Source organism: Neiella holothuriorum (assembly GCF_019457915.1).
GTDB classification, from domain to species: Bacteria; Pseudomonadota; Gammaproteobacteria; order Enterobacterales; family Neiellaceae; genus Neiella; species Neiella holothuriorum.
This window is the reverse complement of sequence record NZ_JAHZSS010000012.1, coordinates 62,809-78,005: the sequence shown is the minus strand read 5'-3', so window position 1 is coordinate 78,005 and position 15,197 is coordinate 62,809. Positions and strand designations below refer to the sequence as shown.

Annotated in this window: 11 protein-coding genes; 4 read left to right on the top strand and 7 right to left on the bottom strand. The window is 47.3% G+C overall.

Features of this window, described 5'->3' with window-relative positions:
- The first annotated feature begins 46 nt into the window (after positions 1–46).
- Positions 47–1,708, top strand: coding sequence for a L,D-transpeptidase family protein (locus K0504_RS11050; protein WP_220104256.1), 1,662 nt, complete (start codon positions 47–49; stop codon positions 1,706–1,708).
- Here the strand turns inward: K0504_RS11050 and K0504_RS11045 are convergent.
- The 6 genes from K0504_RS11045 to metA all read right to left on the bottom strand — a co-directional run bounded on the left by K0504_RS11045 (position 1,705) and on the right by metA (position 10,284).
- Positions 1,705–2,022, bottom strand: a complete 318-nt coding sequence (locus K0504_RS11045; protein WP_220104255.1) for a PGPGW domain-containing protein — start codon at positions 2,020–2,022, stop codon at positions 1,705–1,707. The two genes, K0504_RS11050 and K0504_RS11045, sit on opposite strands and share 4 nt — an antisense overlap.
- Before the next feature lie 91 nt (positions 2,023–2,113).
- Positions 2,114–2,818, bottom strand: a complete 705-nt coding sequence (hutC, locus tag K0504_RS11040; RefSeq protein WP_220104254.1) for a histidine utilization repressor — start codon at positions 2,816–2,818, stop codon at positions 2,114–2,116.
- A gap of 183 nt (positions 2,819–3,001) precedes the next feature.
- Positions 3,002–3,706, bottom strand: coding sequence for a substrate-binding periplasmic protein (locus tag K0504_RS11035; protein WP_220104253.1), 705 nt, complete (start codon positions 3,704–3,706; stop codon positions 3,002–3,004).
- A complete protein-coding gene (locus K0504_RS11030) occupies positions 3,694–5,427 on the bottom strand; it encodes an ABC transporter substrate-binding protein (protein ID WP_220104252.1) in 1,734 nt (577 codons plus the stop codon). The genes K0504_RS11035 and K0504_RS11030 overlap by 13 nt, the downstream gene beginning before the upstream one ends.
- Before the next feature lie 173 nt (positions 5,428–5,600).
- Positions 5,601–9,275, bottom strand: coding sequence for a methionine synthase (gene metH / locus K0504_RS11025; protein ID WP_220104251.1), 3,675 nt, complete (start codon positions 9,273–9,275; stop codon positions 5,601–5,603).
- 64 nt (positions 9,276–9,339) lie between these two features.
- Positions 9,340–10,284: a homoserine O-acetyltransferase MetA gene (gene metA / locus K0504_RS11020; RefSeq protein WP_220104250.1), complete on the bottom strand. Its 945-nt coding sequence runs from the start codon at positions 10,282–10,284 to the stop codon at positions 9,340–9,342.
- 160 nt (positions 10,285–10,444) lie between these two features.
- On the opposite strand from metA, the gene K0504_RS11015 reads away from it, so the two are divergent.
- The 3 genes from K0504_RS11015 to K0504_RS11005 all read left to right on the top strand — a co-directional run bounded on the left by K0504_RS11015 (position 10,445) and on the right by K0504_RS11005 (position 13,094).
- Complete coding sequence (locus tag K0504_RS11015) at positions 10,445–11,125, top strand: HvfX family Cu-binding RiPP maturation protein (RefSeq protein WP_220104249.1); 681 nt, start codon at positions 10,445–10,447, stop codon at positions 11,123–11,125.
- 106 nt (positions 11,126–11,231) lie between these two features.
- The gene (locus tag K0504_RS11010) at positions 11,232–11,789 is read left to right on the top strand and encodes an NAD(P)H nitroreductase (RefSeq protein WP_220104248.1); all 558 of its coding nucleotides are present in this window, start codon (positions 11,232–11,234) and stop codon (positions 11,787–11,789) included.
- A gap of 105 nt (positions 11,790–11,894) precedes the next feature.
- Positions 11,895–13,094: a porin gene (locus K0504_RS11005; RefSeq protein WP_220104247.1), complete on the top strand. Its 1,200-nt coding sequence runs from the start codon at positions 11,895–11,897 to the stop codon at positions 13,092–13,094.
- Positions 13,095–13,167: 73 nt separating this feature from the next.
- Here the strand turns inward: K0504_RS11005 and K0504_RS11000 are convergent, their stop codons facing one another.
- On the bottom strand, positions 13,168–14,988 hold the full coding sequence (locus tag K0504_RS11000) for a M2 family metallopeptidase (RefSeq protein WP_220104246.1): 1,821 nt from the start codon (positions 14,986–14,988) through the stop codon (positions 13,168–13,170).
- Positions 14,989–15,197 lie beyond the last annotated feature (209 nt).

Here is a 15,197-nt window from a genome sequence, read left to right as displayed (position 1 = left end):
GCAATAGCCTAGCTATTGCGCGAATTTCAATCGTCAAGGACGCATTATGTTGAAAGCTTTGATTTTGTTGATTGGCCTGAGTGTTGGCGTAGCCCAAGCTAACATCAGCGATTACATTCACCAGAATTTAAACGGTGAACTGCCAGAAGAAACAGCTGAATTACCGCGCTTTGGCGAACATTATTCGCATTTGGTTAATTTCTATGAATTTCGCGACTACCAACCCATTTGGTTTATTAACGGCGAGCTGACTACGCAGGGACAGGCGTTACTGGGCGCGTTACAACAAGCGTCGTATAACGGACTCCGGCCGGATGACTATTTCGCTGACGTTATTACCATGATTCTGGCTGAAACAGCCTTTGGTGACTTATCCAAATCGCGTGCTGAGTTATTGTTAACCCTCGGGTTTCTGCAATACGCTGCGGATGTTCGCGTTGGCAGAACACCGCCAACCGCTCACCATCAGGGCATGCCGGCTATCGTTCACCCAGCAGACCCACAAGTGCTGTTACAACGTATTTCCGACGGCCAAAGCGCCACCGACATTTTACAACAAATGGAACCTCGCTCTTTGTTGTATCGCCGGTTAAAGCAAGCCATGAAGACGATCGTCGATAAACAAATGGTCGATCTTGCATTTGATGAAATTGAGATTGGTAAAACATTGCATCCGGGTGATGCCATTGATCAAAGTGCCTACAACAAGTTTGCTGATAGGTTGACGCAGCTGGTCCCTAACGCGCAACTGATGAGTTACGGCGGTACTTACGATGCCACCATGACGGCCAATGTTAAGCAATTACAGTTTCTAAATGGATTAGGCCAAGATGGCGTTATCGGCCAACGAACCTACAAGGTGCTTAATAAAACCTGGCAACAACGTGAGAAACAAGTCATCGCCACTATGGAGCGCATGCGTTGGTTGCCGAGAGAAATTGTTGATACTCGCTATATTTTGGTCAACGTACCGTCATTTACCATGTACGGCATTGATGCTAACGAAGAGGGCGATCAGCAATTAACCTTCGTGTCCGATGTTATCGTCGGTAAAAGTTACCGTCGCTACCGCACCCCATTGTTTGTCGCAGATATGACCTACATGGTGTTTAACCCATATTGGAACATTCCTACGAGCATCTTGAAGCGCGAATACATTCCGCATGTTGATAAGCCAGGGTTCTTACAGGAGCATAACTTTCAGCTGGTGAAATTCTTTTCCAAGACTGCCGAAGTGTACCCGCCTACACCAGAAAACATTGCCGCATTGAAACGAGGCGAGTTCCTACTGCGTCAGTCAAATGGCCCTCATAATGCGCTTGGGGAAGCGAAGTTTATTTTTCCCAATAGCAACAATGTGTACTTACATGGCACGCCAGCGCAAAGCTTATTTGCCAAAGAACGTCGCGATTTTAGCCACGGCTGCATCCGTGTTGCCGATGTTCCAGGCTTAGCGAACTGGGTATTGAGCCCAGAAGGCTGGAACGAGTTGTCTATACAGCAAGAGTTTGATGCAACAGATGCCAAAATCGTATCGCTCAAGAAGCCGATAACAGTTGGTATTATCTACCTCACCGCGATTGTTGATGAAGACAACAACCTAATCATTCATGACGATATATACGGTCACGACGCTCGCTTATTGAACGATTTAGGCCAAACATCCGAACAAATCATGCAGCCTGCAATTGAACGGGCGCTAAATTAATTAGGTGTTGATTGATTCGTAAAGGCGCGTTTTGACGCGCCTTTTTTATGGCGATTTATCACAGGTTTGGTGCGGCGTATAACGCGCTGCAATGGCTTTGGTAATGCAACGGTGGCGCGACGAACTTTTTCATTGATGTCGGGGTAACGCTGACGCCAATTACGTATGGTTTGGCGCACAAACTCATTGCTGTGAATCAATAGTGCCAGCCCAGCAATGGCGATGATGGCGCCAATAGGCAGCGGCATTGGGATCAAAATAATGCCAACGACAAATAAAACGCTGCCCGTTACCGATAAAACGATTCGTTTCATGCTGTTTATCGACCTGCTCGTTTGTCGCCAAAAACCGAGCTTCTAATTAACCATGCGGAAATGACATTTACATGGCACTGCGCATTTTTCGTTAGTTAACGGCTGATTGTGAGCTCAATCGGAACTGAGTGCCAGGATGGGTTAGGCGGGTATAACTCACTACGCCTAGGGCGGTCCAACTGCGGCAGGTTAATTGTAAGCAGGCTTGTGGCGCGTTGAGCTTTAAGTAATGCAACGTTTGCCGATCAGCCAATGCCGCTTCGACGATATGATCAGCTTCGGTTAGCGGTAGTGTTTTGGATAGATATTCGTGTGGCGTGACCTGCTTAAAGTCTTGATCAATAAACCCAGGTACCAAGCGTGCATTGACATAGCGTGCTTCGAGTTGGATCGGTTGACCATCTTGATAGTGGATCAACGCGGCGAAAAAGACAGGGCTACCAATAGGGAGGCTTAACGCAATCGATACTTCTTGATCGGACTCTCTTGATTCCAAGGTAATCAATTCAGCAGTGTGCTTCTGACCACGCTGTACGATTTCAGTTTCAATGTTCTGTACTTGCACCAATGAGCTTTGGCTCTTAAATGGCGCGACAAAGCTCCCTAAGCCTTTGGTGCGCAATAACACACCTTCATCTGACAGTTCTTGCAGCGCTCGGCGCGCCGTCATGCGACTGACCTTAAACTGGTTAGCTAGCTCATTTTCTGATGGAACGCGCTGGTGTTCAGTCCAACGTCCAGAGGCAATTTCATTAAATAAAAATTGTTTAATGCTGTGATACTTAGCAGCGGGCATGATTAATTATGAGGTGCATTTGGTATAAAAGTTGATAACGGCAATGGTGGCACAAGGGTGACATGAACGCCAAGCTCAATTTGTAACGCTGCTGAATTGAGTAGCCGATTAATCAAAGGCATTTGTTTGATGCAGGAATCCGAATTACGCGCTTTAACAGCTATCGTCGTGATACTGGATGGACTAGAAGCCAACGTGTAAAAGTGCCTGAGTCTCTCCTGAACGATGCATGTGACTTAGCTCTGTAGTTAACGCGCGATGTATCTTTTCAGGAAGGTCTCGATTACATGCCATAAAACTAATGCTTGTGTAAAAGCTCAAGTTCGAATTCAAATTAGTCATGCCATAGTTGGCCAGCTCTTTAGTTGCTTGTGCTTCGGTTACCCACAGATCGATGCGACGGTGCTTAAGCATTTGCATCCCTTGTTGAATGCTCGACGTTTCATAGATCTTGAACCGATTGTCTTTGAGGTACTTAGATACGCCTGATCCCGCAAATACGCCAATGGTTAGTTCTTTCGCGTCATTCAGTGTGACCAGTTGGATAGGGTTGTCGGACGTAGAGTAAAAGCTGTGGCGCGTAATGGCGATAGGGCCAATCCATTTAAAATTCGCTTCACGTTGCTGGGTACGCGCAACAGGAAAGGCGCAATAATCGCGCTGCTGAGAGGTTTGATGTAGGGCTCTTCGCAGAGGTTGTTTAACGAACTGATAAGGAACTTCAGCCCGCTTGAACAAGGGTTTGATTAAATCAACAACTTGGCCTGTTGGCTCTGTATCCTGATGAGTTTCAACAAGGGGAGGGTAATCGTAAACCAGCAGGTTAATTAGCGCATGCGCCTGACTCTGCATCAAACTCAGGAGTAGCAACAACCCTAATCGCGCCATATTGATAACGCCTCCTGATACGTTAATGTCACAGGTTGAGGCTGTTGTTTTTGTTCAGGCCACGGTGCGCCGGTTTGATTTAACCAATGTTCATTTGGCGTTTTACGATTGAGTATTGGCTGACACGTTATATTGGTGTTTTGACCAATCGTTTCTAGGCGTTCATCCATGTCTGCGGCTAATTGTGACATGGCTTCGCTTGCATCCACTCTGCCGCCAACCAAAGGCCCTATGTGTTGCCACCAAGCACTGGAGAGAGCCGCGTAATCGGGTACGCTTAGGCCAGTTGGCGACCAGTGATTTCTCGCGTCGCTGTTGTAAAACTCAAGCAAGCCGCCCCACCGATGCGCATTTTTCAATAAGTAGTCTGATTGTAAGTCCGATTGGCGGATGGGCGTGAAGCCGTGCAGGAATTTAGCCATTGAAACGGTTTTTGACACCACAAACTGGGCGTAAAGCCAGGCCGCTTCGCTGTTTTTTGGGGGAGTTGAGGTCATGAACGTCCAGCCGCTAATATCTTGGTAGCCTGACTTCATGCCTACCTGCCAATACTTGCCCCTTGGTGTTGGCGCGACGCGCCATACCGGAAGCCCATCGTCGTCGAGTAGCGCTTCGGTTAATACTTTAGGAATAAAAGCGGTATACCAAAATATTTGTTGAGCGATATTTCCGGTACTAAGCGACTCAGTTGACGAGCTAAAGGTTTGATTGACGGCGTTTGGCGGCGCGTACTCATACAGCCAATTGATGTAGCTGTTAACGGCATAGACTGCGGCTGGGCTATCTAAACTTCCTCCGCGAGAAACAGACGCGCCAACCGGATGACATCCTTTTACTCGTATACCCCAATCGCTTACCCCGTGGTATTCAGCATAGTCATTGTCCGCTTGGTACTGGCGATCATTGGCGCCCGCTAAACTTAACCACGAGTCGGAGATTCGCCAGCCCAATGACGGTTCAAAAAAGCCGTAATCCATATGGCCCCAGACGCGTTGCCCATCAATTTTTTCAACAATGTTGGTAAAAAAATGGGCAATATCTTCGTAGGCGGCCCAGTTCTGCGGCACGCCCAACTCGTAACCAAAATATTGTTTGAAGCGGCGCTTTAGGCTTGGATCTGTAAACCAGTCATGGCGGTACCAATAGAGATTGGCAAATTGCTGTGTTGGTAGTTGGTATAACGTGCCATCAACACCTTTCGCAAAATCTAAACCAATAAAATCGGCCAGATCGAGACTAGGCAAGGTTATGTCACGCCATTGGGTGTTGATCATGGTTGATATGGGCAGTGTTTTTTTATACCGCGAATGAGTACCAATAAAATCGGTATCGTTAACATAAGCGTCGTAAATGTGGGTGCCTAATTCCATTTGCACTTGTAACTTGCGGACCACGTCGTCTTCTTTGGTGATTTCATGAATCACGTGAATACCGGTTAAGTCGTAGAAGGCTTTTGCCAATACGTCTGATTCATATCGGTGGGTGGGAATATCTTCTGAAACAACGTGTATGGTCATGCCAGCGTAGGGGCTGCCAGCATTATGAAACCAGTTCAGCTCGGCACGTTGCTCATTGGGGGAAAGGGTTGAATGAACAAATTCTGTATCGATCAATATATCGATCGTTTGAGGTAATGGCGGTTTTGACTCTGCGCTAACGCCCAGCATCAAGCTAAAAGCTGCAATCAGCATGAATGCGTAGAGCTTAGCTATCTGCCACATTTACTATCCTGCCGCCAACATAATAATTTGCCCAGTTTAACCAAAAAACAGGCATTGCTTTGAAATTTATTACTTTATTGAACGCAAGATCAAAGAAATAAGTTGCCGGCTGTCAGTTTGGTTTGCCACTTATCATACGCATTGAAAGCATTAATAAGCGGCAAACCAGCAGCTTAGCTATTGGTGTCGTAAGCAATATTTGGTGCTAGCCAACGTTCAGCGGTTGCCATATCCCAACCCTTTTTAGCAGCATATTGTTCAACTTGATCGCGTTGTATGCCGGCAACAGCAAAGTAGCGCGCGTCGGGGTGACTGAAGTACCAACCAGACACCGACGCGCCCGGCCACATGGCATAACTTTCGGTCAAACTCATGCCTATGCGTTGCTCAACATCGAGTAGTTTCCAAATTTTGGCCTTTTCAGTGTGCTCTGGGCAGGCAGCATAGCCAGGGGCAGGGCGAATGCCTTGGTATTTTTCTCGAATTAAATCGGCATTTTCCAGCGCTTCATCGGCAGCATAACCCCAATGAAGTTTCCTAACTTGCTCATGCAAGTATTCAGCAAACGCTTCCGCCAATCGATCCGCAACGGCTTGAACCATGATGGCATTGTAGTCATCACCTTGTGCTTTATAAGCATTGGCTACCTCTTCTTCGCCAACGCCACCGGTTACTGCAAATGCGCCCACGTAATCGGCTTTGCCGGGTTCGGCAATGTAGTCCGCCAAGCAATGATTAATTTTGCCTTTAGGCTTACGCGTTTGTTGGCGCAAATGATGCAGTGTGGTTATCACCTCTGAGCGCGTTTCATCAGCGTACACAAGCGTATCATCGCCATCGCGATTCGCCGGGAATAAACCAAAGATCCCATTAGCTTTAATGGTGCCTTTTTCTTTGAGTTGGGCCAGCATAGCGTTGGCTTCGTCAAACAATTTGCGCGCTTCAACACCAACCGTTTCATTCTCGAAAATGCGTGGATAAGAGCCTTTCATTTGCCATGTCATGAAAAACGGCGTCCAATCGATATACTTTTCCAGCACACCAATATCCATGTCTTCAATGACTTGTACGCCAAGTTTATTGGGGACCGGTGGAATGTAGTCTGGTGCGATCTGGTAGCCGTTGGCGCGAGCTTCTGTCATGTTGATGGCCTGACCTCGCGGTACTTTGCGAGCATGTTGGTCACGTGCGACTTGATATTCGTGATTTAAGCGCTCAACAAAAGCGGGCCGTTGTTCATCTGAAAGTAGCGCAGCCGTCACTCCAACAGCACGTGATGCGTTAGGCACGTAAACCACTGGGTGTTGATACTGCTGTTCAATTTTAACGGCAGTGTGAGCTTTTGAGGTGGTGGCGCCCCCAATCATCAGAGGTAAGTTGAAGCCTTGACGCTGCATTTCTTTAGCAACGTGAACCATCTCATCCAACGACGGGGTGATTAGACCCGATAAGCCAATGACATCGACATTTTCTTCACGGGCGACTTGGAGAATTTTCTCGCACGATACCATCACGCCTAAATCGATGATTTCGTAGTTGTTACATTGAAGAACGACACCGACAATGTTTTTACCAATATCGTGAACATCGCCTTTAACGGTTGCCATAAGCACCTTGCCGTTGCTACTGCCGGCGGCTTTTTCGTGTTCGATATATGGTTCTAGATAGGCAACGGCGCGTTTCATGACGCGTGCCGACTTGACCACCTGCGGCAGGAACATTTTGCCGGCACCAAATAAATCGCCAACCACGTTCATGCCATCCATTAATGGCCCTTCAATAACATGGAGTGGGCGTTCCGCTGCTTGTCGTGCCGCTTCTGTATCTTCTTCAATGAAGTCGGTAATACCTTTGACTAAAGCGTGTTCGAGGCGTTTATTAACGTCCCAACTACGCCATTCAGCATCTTTGGGATCATCTTGCGCGGCGCCACTTTCACGGTATTTATCGGCAATACTTAGCAGTGTTTCTGTTGCCTCGTCATTTTTGTTGAGGACAACAGCTTCAACCGCATCGCGTAATTCTGTTGGGATATCTTCATAAATAGCCAACTGGCCAGCATTAACAATGCCCATATCCATGCCATTTTGAATGGCGTAATACAGGAATACACAGTGAATGGCCTCGCGCACGGGATTATTACCGCGGAACGAGAACGATACATTGGACACGCCACCTGAGATCATTGCGTGGGGCAGGTTGGCCTTAATGTCTTTGACGGCTTCAATGAAATCTACGGCGTAGTTATTGTGTTCATCAATACCAGTGGCAACGGCAAAAATATTAGGATCAAAAATGATGTCTTCTGGTGGAAAACCGACTTTGTTAACCAATACATCGTATGAGCGCTTACAAATTTCAAATTTGCGCTGTCGCGTATCTGCTTGGCCGGTTTCATCAAATGCCATGACAATGACGGCAGCACCATAACGACGAATAATTTCCGCTTGTTTTATGAAGTTCTCTTCGCCTTCTTTAAGGGAGATGGAATTCACCACTCCCTTGCCTTGAATGCATTTCAAGCCCGCTTGTAATACGTCCCATTTTGAGGAGTCAATCATAATGGGAACCCGTGAGATATCGGGCTCAGCAGCAATCAAGTTTAAAAAGCGCACCATGGCTTTTTCGGCATCGAGCATGCCTTCGTCCATGTTGATATCGATGATTTGAGCGCCGTTATCAACCTGATGGCGTGCTACCTCAAGCGCTTCATCATAATTCTCTTCAAGAATTAAACGTTTAAAGCGTGCAGAGCCGGTCACGTTGGTACGTTCACCGACGTTAACGAATAAGTCTTTTGCATGGATATTAAAAGGCTCTAAACCGGATAATCGGCTCGCGACAGCAAGCTCGGGTTTGGCACGAGGTGGAATGCCTTCTAACCGCTCTGCGAATTGCCTAATGTGCTCAGGTGTTGTGCCGCAACAGCCGCCAACCATGTTAAGAAAGCCGGCTTGTGCCCATTCAACAATATGATCTGCCATTTCTTCCGGGCCAAGATCGTATTCGCCAAACGCATTGGGTAAGCCCGCATTGGGGTGAGCCGAAACATAGCCTTCACTGATACGAGATAATTCTTCGACGTACTGACGAAGTTCCGCTGGCCCTAGTGCACAATTCAATCCCATGGTGAGTGGCTTGGCGTGGCGCAGCGAATTATAAAATGCTTCTGTTGTTTGACCGGAAAGAGTACGACCGGACGCATCAGTAATGGTGCCCGAAATCATGATTGGCAACCGACGTTCGGCTTGCTCAAATGCTTGCTCAACCGCCACAATTGCAGCTTTAGCGTTGAGCGTATCGAACACAGTTTCAATCAGAATTAAGTCGGATCCGCCTTCCATTAATGCCAGTGTGGCTTGCACATAGGATTCGACCAAACCATCGAAGGTCACATTCCGAAAGCCAGGATCGTTAACATCAGGACTAATTGAACAAGTGCGATTCGTTGGGCCAAGCACACCGGCCACATAACGCGGCTTATGGGGCTCGCTGGCAGTAAATTCATCAGCAACGGAGCGCGCCAACGTGGCCGCTTCAACGTTTAACTCATAGCATAACGATTCCATGTCGTAATCGGCCATGGCGATGGTCGTACTGTTGAACGTGTTGGTTTCAACAATATCGGCACCAGCTTCGAAGTAGGCTGCATGGATATCACGAATAATTTGAGGCTGGGTTAGCACCAGCAGATCGTTATTACCTTTAACGTCACAATGCCAGTCGGCGAAACGTTCACCGCGATAGTCGGGCTCTTCTAATTGATAGCCTTGGATCATGGTACCCATGCCGCCATCTAAAATCAGAATGCGCTCTTGAAATGCTTGTTCCAGCTTTGTTTGACTCACTTAAAAACCTCTTCAGCAAACGCTGTACTTTTATTCTTTGTTATCGTTTGTTTTGAACTCATGACTAAGACAGTTTCGATGCTAAGGCAACCGGGTTTAACTGGCTCAAATCATAAGGCGTTGTTTGGTACACAAAGTAGTTGAGCCAATTAGCAAACAGCAGATTACCATGACTACGCCACCGCACCAGCGGCTCGTTGTTCGGGTTATCGTCACGATAATAGTTTTCCGGCAATACGGGCGCTAATCCTGCATCGCAATCGCGTATGTATTCGTTGTGTAGTGTGTCTGGATCATATTCAGGATGCCCAGTCACAAACAATTGCCGGCCATCATTTGACGCCACTAAATGCACGCCCGTTTCTGGCGATGCCGCTAAAATTTGTAGACTTGTTTTTGCTTCAACTTCTTCGGCATTGATTTCAGCATAGCGCGAATGAGGAACCCAGAATACGTCATCAAAGCCGCGCATCAATGGGTGGTTTTGGAATAATACTTGATGGGCAAAAACGCCAGAGTATTTTTCTTTACGGATTTTGCGGTCAATACCATACAAGGTGTAGAGCGCCGCATGTGCAGCCCAGCATAGGTACATGGTGGAGGTGACGTGCTGATTGGCCCAGTCGATGATGGTCTTCATCCGGTCCCAAAACACAACATCATTCCATTCCACTAGTCCTAACGGCGCGCCGGTAATGATCATGCCATCGTAATTTTGTTGCTCGACTTCCTCGAACGTTCGATAAAACGCATTCAAGTGTGCTTCAGGGGTATTCTTTGATGGCCGGTTATCAATACGCAGCAAATCAACATCAACTTGCAACGGCGTATTGGATAGCATCCGTAGGATTTGAATTTCTGTTTCAATCTTCTTGGGCATTAAGTTGAGGAGCAACACCTTGAGCGGACGAATGTTTTGCGCCATCGCTCGCTCTTCACCCATTACAAAGATGTTCTCTCCGGTTAATACCTGAGTAGCCGGTAAACGGTCTGGAATATTAATGGGCATGGCGCAATCCTGATTGAAAATCCTGTTGGCGCATCATAATTCATCTCCGTCTAGACGTCTAGAAGTCTGGCTCAGTGAAATTTTTTGTAGCAACTAAGGTTCTTATTACTAACCCCTATGATTTTGCAAAGGGCTGGCCAAAGATTAGTAAGGAATCGTCATGAATAGCATCGTTGCTCACTATCAGTTTGCTACCGAAAACATCATTAAAGCTGAATTTTTAGCGCCATTACTATTTCGACTTATTGTTGCGCCCGTGATGATTATTGCTGGCTATAACAAGTTGCGCCTCGGTGATCAGGAGGCAGGGTTCATTGAACAATTCGGAACCAAGCAAAGTATCGTCGATTGGTTTGGCAACCCGGAGTGGGGGTTAGGTTTACCGATGCCAGAAGTGCTCGGCTTTTTAGCTGGCTGGGCAGAATTTGGCGGTGGTTGGTTGTTGCTATTCGGTTTGTTCACACGGCTAGTGGTTATCCCCTTGTTGGTTACTATGCTTGTGGCTGCCTTTTCGGTTCACTGGGTGAATGGCTGGCATGCGATCGCGCCTTCAAACGGCGCAACGAGCGTAGCGACGTTCTTTGATTGGTTTGGCTTTTCTGCTGCAGCGGATAGTTTGCAAAATAGTAACGATGTTGCAGCGCGGCTTGACCGCATTCGTGCCATCGTTGAAGCGAATGGCAAACCAAGTTATTTATACGACAAAGGCCCCGTTGTTATTCTCAACAACGGTATTCAGTTTGCCGCGCTCTACTTTGCCATGTTGCTAAGTCTATTGTTTACCGGGCCGGGTAAATGGTTAAGTGTGGATTATTGGCTCAACAAGAAATTCGTAAACTAACTTGATTTAATAGGCCATATCGGCCCAAGCTAATAGCAACCCACCGTGCCAAACATGGTGGGTTTTTGTTGTTATTTGTCATCGAACAATTGATTTGAGGAAATTCATGGATGCCATCGATCTTTTGCTAAACCGCCATTCTCATGGTCGTCTCGACTTGCCGGGGCCGAACAACGATGAATTGGATTTGATTCTTAAGGCTGGCCTGCGAGCCCCTGATCATGCGCATTTAAGGCCGTGGCGTTTTGTGATTTATCAAGGGAATGGGCGCCAACAGTTAGCCGACTTGTTTGAACGCGCGGCCATCAATAACCCAGAGCTCGATGAGCAAGCAATTGCCAAAGCGCCAACGCTACCGTTTCGCGCACCATTGGTTATTACCGTTATCTCCAAAGTACTACCACATCCTAAAGTACCGGCGCTTGAACAGCATTTGAGTGCGGGTTGTTCCGTAATGGCAATGCAGCAAGCGGCATTGGTACTTGGCTATGGTGGGATCTGGCGTAGTGGCGTGTATGCCACCGATCCGCAAGTCCGCTCGGCATTTGAATTAGGCGACTCTGATGAAATCGTTGGCTTTCTTTATATTGGCACCGCGGTAGGTGAAAGCCGAGTGCGTCCGATGCCACAGCTCGATCAATACGCGGAATTCATTGGTGAGTAACGATTTTTTGGCTTGTCAGCAAACTTTCAACTAGTCTTAGCGCAAGAAAATACGGACCACTAGAGTCCACACCTCGACATGCTTTCACATTAAATGGAGTTCACCATGTGGCTGAAACGCGCGCTTTGTTTACCTATTGCAGCTCTAGCTTCTCAAGCCGGCGCATACCAACTATTTGAAAATGAAAATCTATCGGCCGAGTTAAAAGGCTATTTAGAAGTTGATGGTCTTTATACCGAGAGTGATTTCACCGCTAAAGATGGCTCTTCTCGCCTTGGCTTTCAGTTTACGAATCAAATTGATGATGAGTGGCAGGGCATGGCCTATTTAGAATGGGCGGTCAAAACCACAAACTCGGGAAACAGCTTAGTTATTAATGGTGATAGCTTGCCGTCGCTGTCGTCAGGCGATAAGGATGACACCATTAGTCTAAGGCACGGTCACTTGGGCGTTAGTCATGATCAATACGGCTCTGCAAAGTTCGGTAAACAATGGGCGGTTTATTATGATGTCACGGCCTATACCGACGAATATTTGATTTATGGCGGTGAAGCTTCGGGAACATTTAACTTTTCCGGTGATGGCGGCCTGTCAGGTACCGGACGTGCGGAAAACGCATTAACCTATCGTAACCAATGGCACGGTTTTCAATTAGGCTTGCAGGTTCAAGTAAGCCCCGGCGACATTACATTTGCTGATGAATTTACCACTGAAAGTGGCTTTACTGGCACCAAAGGCGAGTTCGATTCTAGCTTTGGTGTGAGCTTACTTTATCGCACCGAAATAGCTGAGTTGCCCTTTACCGTTGGTGTTACCTATAACGAAGCCGACATGGAATTACGGGGCGAGCAAGATGGCTCTTCGGTCCGTCTATCTGTTGATGATACCGCCACTGCATTTGGTTTTAAGATTGGCCAAGGCCCAATGAAAGAAGGCCTATATGCTGGTTTTGTGTATGCCATGTCTGAAAATCATGAATTCGACAGCCAAGGCATTGTTTATGATGCCGAAGGTCATGAATCATTGATTAGCTATGGCTTTAACAAGCACTGGGCGATCTATGGCGGTCACAATGCCTTGATGGATGATGACTCAAGTTATGCTCAAAGTATTGCTGCATACAATGCTGAAAACGAAGGCATGGCGTTGACTGACACCCATGAGATGATTTATTACGTCGCCGGCGTCGTGTTTCACTGGACCGAACATTTTGAATTGTTCAGTGAGTTCCGTATTGACGATAGCGATTTTAACGGTGCCAGTGGTGAAGACATTTATGGCGTTGGCGTCCGTCTGCTCTTGTAGATACAGCTAGTCCGTAAATAAAAAGCCGGCATTAAAAATGCCGGCTTTTTTATTTGTTACGAAAAACGTTGCGTTACCAACCGCACTGGCGGCCTTGGTTTTGTTCATCAAGCCATTGTTGCAGTGGCGCAAAGTAGTCAATGATGGCCGTGGCGTCCATATCGCGCGAGCCTGTCATCACTTCTAGCGTATCTTGCCAAGGTTGGCTTGCACCCATTTCTAATCCTTTCGCCAACACCTTACCGGCGTCGTCGCTGCCATAGATTGAACAACGATGAATACTGCCTTCATCACCAGCAGTTTCACACAGTGAGCGGTGAAGTTGGAACTGTAAGATATGCGCTAAGAAGTAACGTGTGTAGGGCGTATTACCCGGTACATGATACTTCGCACCCGGGTCAAAGTCGGCTTCGGTACGGGCTACTGGCGCTTTAACACCTTGATACTTTTCACGCAGTTGCCACCACGCTTGGTTATATTGCTCCGGCGTGATTTGGCCAGAGAATACCTGCCAGCGCCACTGATCAACAAGCAAGCCAAATGGAATAAAGGCCACTTTATCTAATGCCATTTTCATCAGCAGACCTAAGTCGGCAGACTCGTCAGGAACCTGATCAATCAATCCCATTTGTTTAAGGTATTTGGGCGTTACGGATAACGCAACGGTATCCCCGAGAGCTTCATGAAAACCGTCGTTGGCGCTACCTTGGAATAGGGTGGGTTGATCTTTGTAAGCACGTTGATAAATGTTGTGACCAAGCTCGTGATGGATGACTGCAAATTCTTCGCCTGTGCGTTGAATGCACATTTTGATACGAATATCGTCTTTGTTGTCTAAATCCCAAGCCGAGGCGTGACACACGACATCACGATCACGTGGCTGCACAAATTGGCTCCGGCGCCAAAATGTTTCTGGCAATGGTTCAAAACCTAATGAAGTGAAGAAGCCTTCAGCCGCTTTCACCATGTCTTTTTCATCGTAATTATGAACCGCTAACTGCTCAGTTAAATCAAATCCTGGATCGGCATTTTGAGGGCCGACTAAGTCATAGATGTTGCCCCAGCTTTGCGCCCACATATTGCCCAACAAGTGCGCTGGAATAGGTTGGTCAGGTGCCACTACTTCTTCGCCGTAATGTTCACCCAATTTAGCGCGTACATGGCAGTGCAAAGAATCATAAAGCGGTTTTACCTGACCCCACAAACGATCGAGTTCGGTCGAAAATGCATCAGGCCCCATATCGTAGTTTGAACGCCACATTTGACCTAAGTCGTCAAAGCCTAAGCCTTGTGCGCCGGCGTTCGCCAGTTCAACTTGCCGCTGATAAAGGGGGCGCATGGGCGGTGACACTTCACGCCAGCCTTGCCAAAGTTCAAGCAACTCATCGGCGTCGCGAGACGATGCCATAATTTGCCCCATGGCCGGCAGCGTTAGCATTTTACCGGCATTGGTGGTGTATTTTCCTTTGCCATACATACCGCCTAAGTCGGCTGATATTTTTGCCAATTCAGCGTTTTGATCCGCGTCTAATGGCGCTGGTAACGTTAGCGCTAATTTCAGTTTATCGAGTTTGCGGCGTAGCTGGGGATCGAGTGTCAGTTCATCGAATTGTGCGGCTTGATGAGCGAGTTCGACGGTAATAGCAGTGTATTTTTCGCCGGAGTCGGCCGCGAGCGACGCTGTATCTTCAGTAATATAAGTTTGATAAATCCATTCAGCGCGGCTGGCTTCAACGCTAAGTTCAGCAAGTGTTGCTTCTGCTTGTTGAACAAATTGAGCGGCGTCCTCAGGTGTTGCTTGTGGCGCCTTCGTTTGGTCATTGCCACAGCCAGCTAACGATAGCGCGGCTGTAATTGCTAATGCTATCGGCGTAGCGCGGGTGAATAGTCTCATGACATTTCCTTGTTGTTCTGATTATTTGTTATTGCTTTTGATATGACGGTAGTTCGCAAGGCATGCTAATTAATGATGCATTTAAATGAAAGGCGTAAGGAGAACAATCAGGCTGAAAAAAAGATAAAAAAAACCCAGCGGGAAGATGACAGATCAGGTCGCTGGGTCAGGGAATAAAGAGTCGTTTACACAACACACTAACAGTCAGA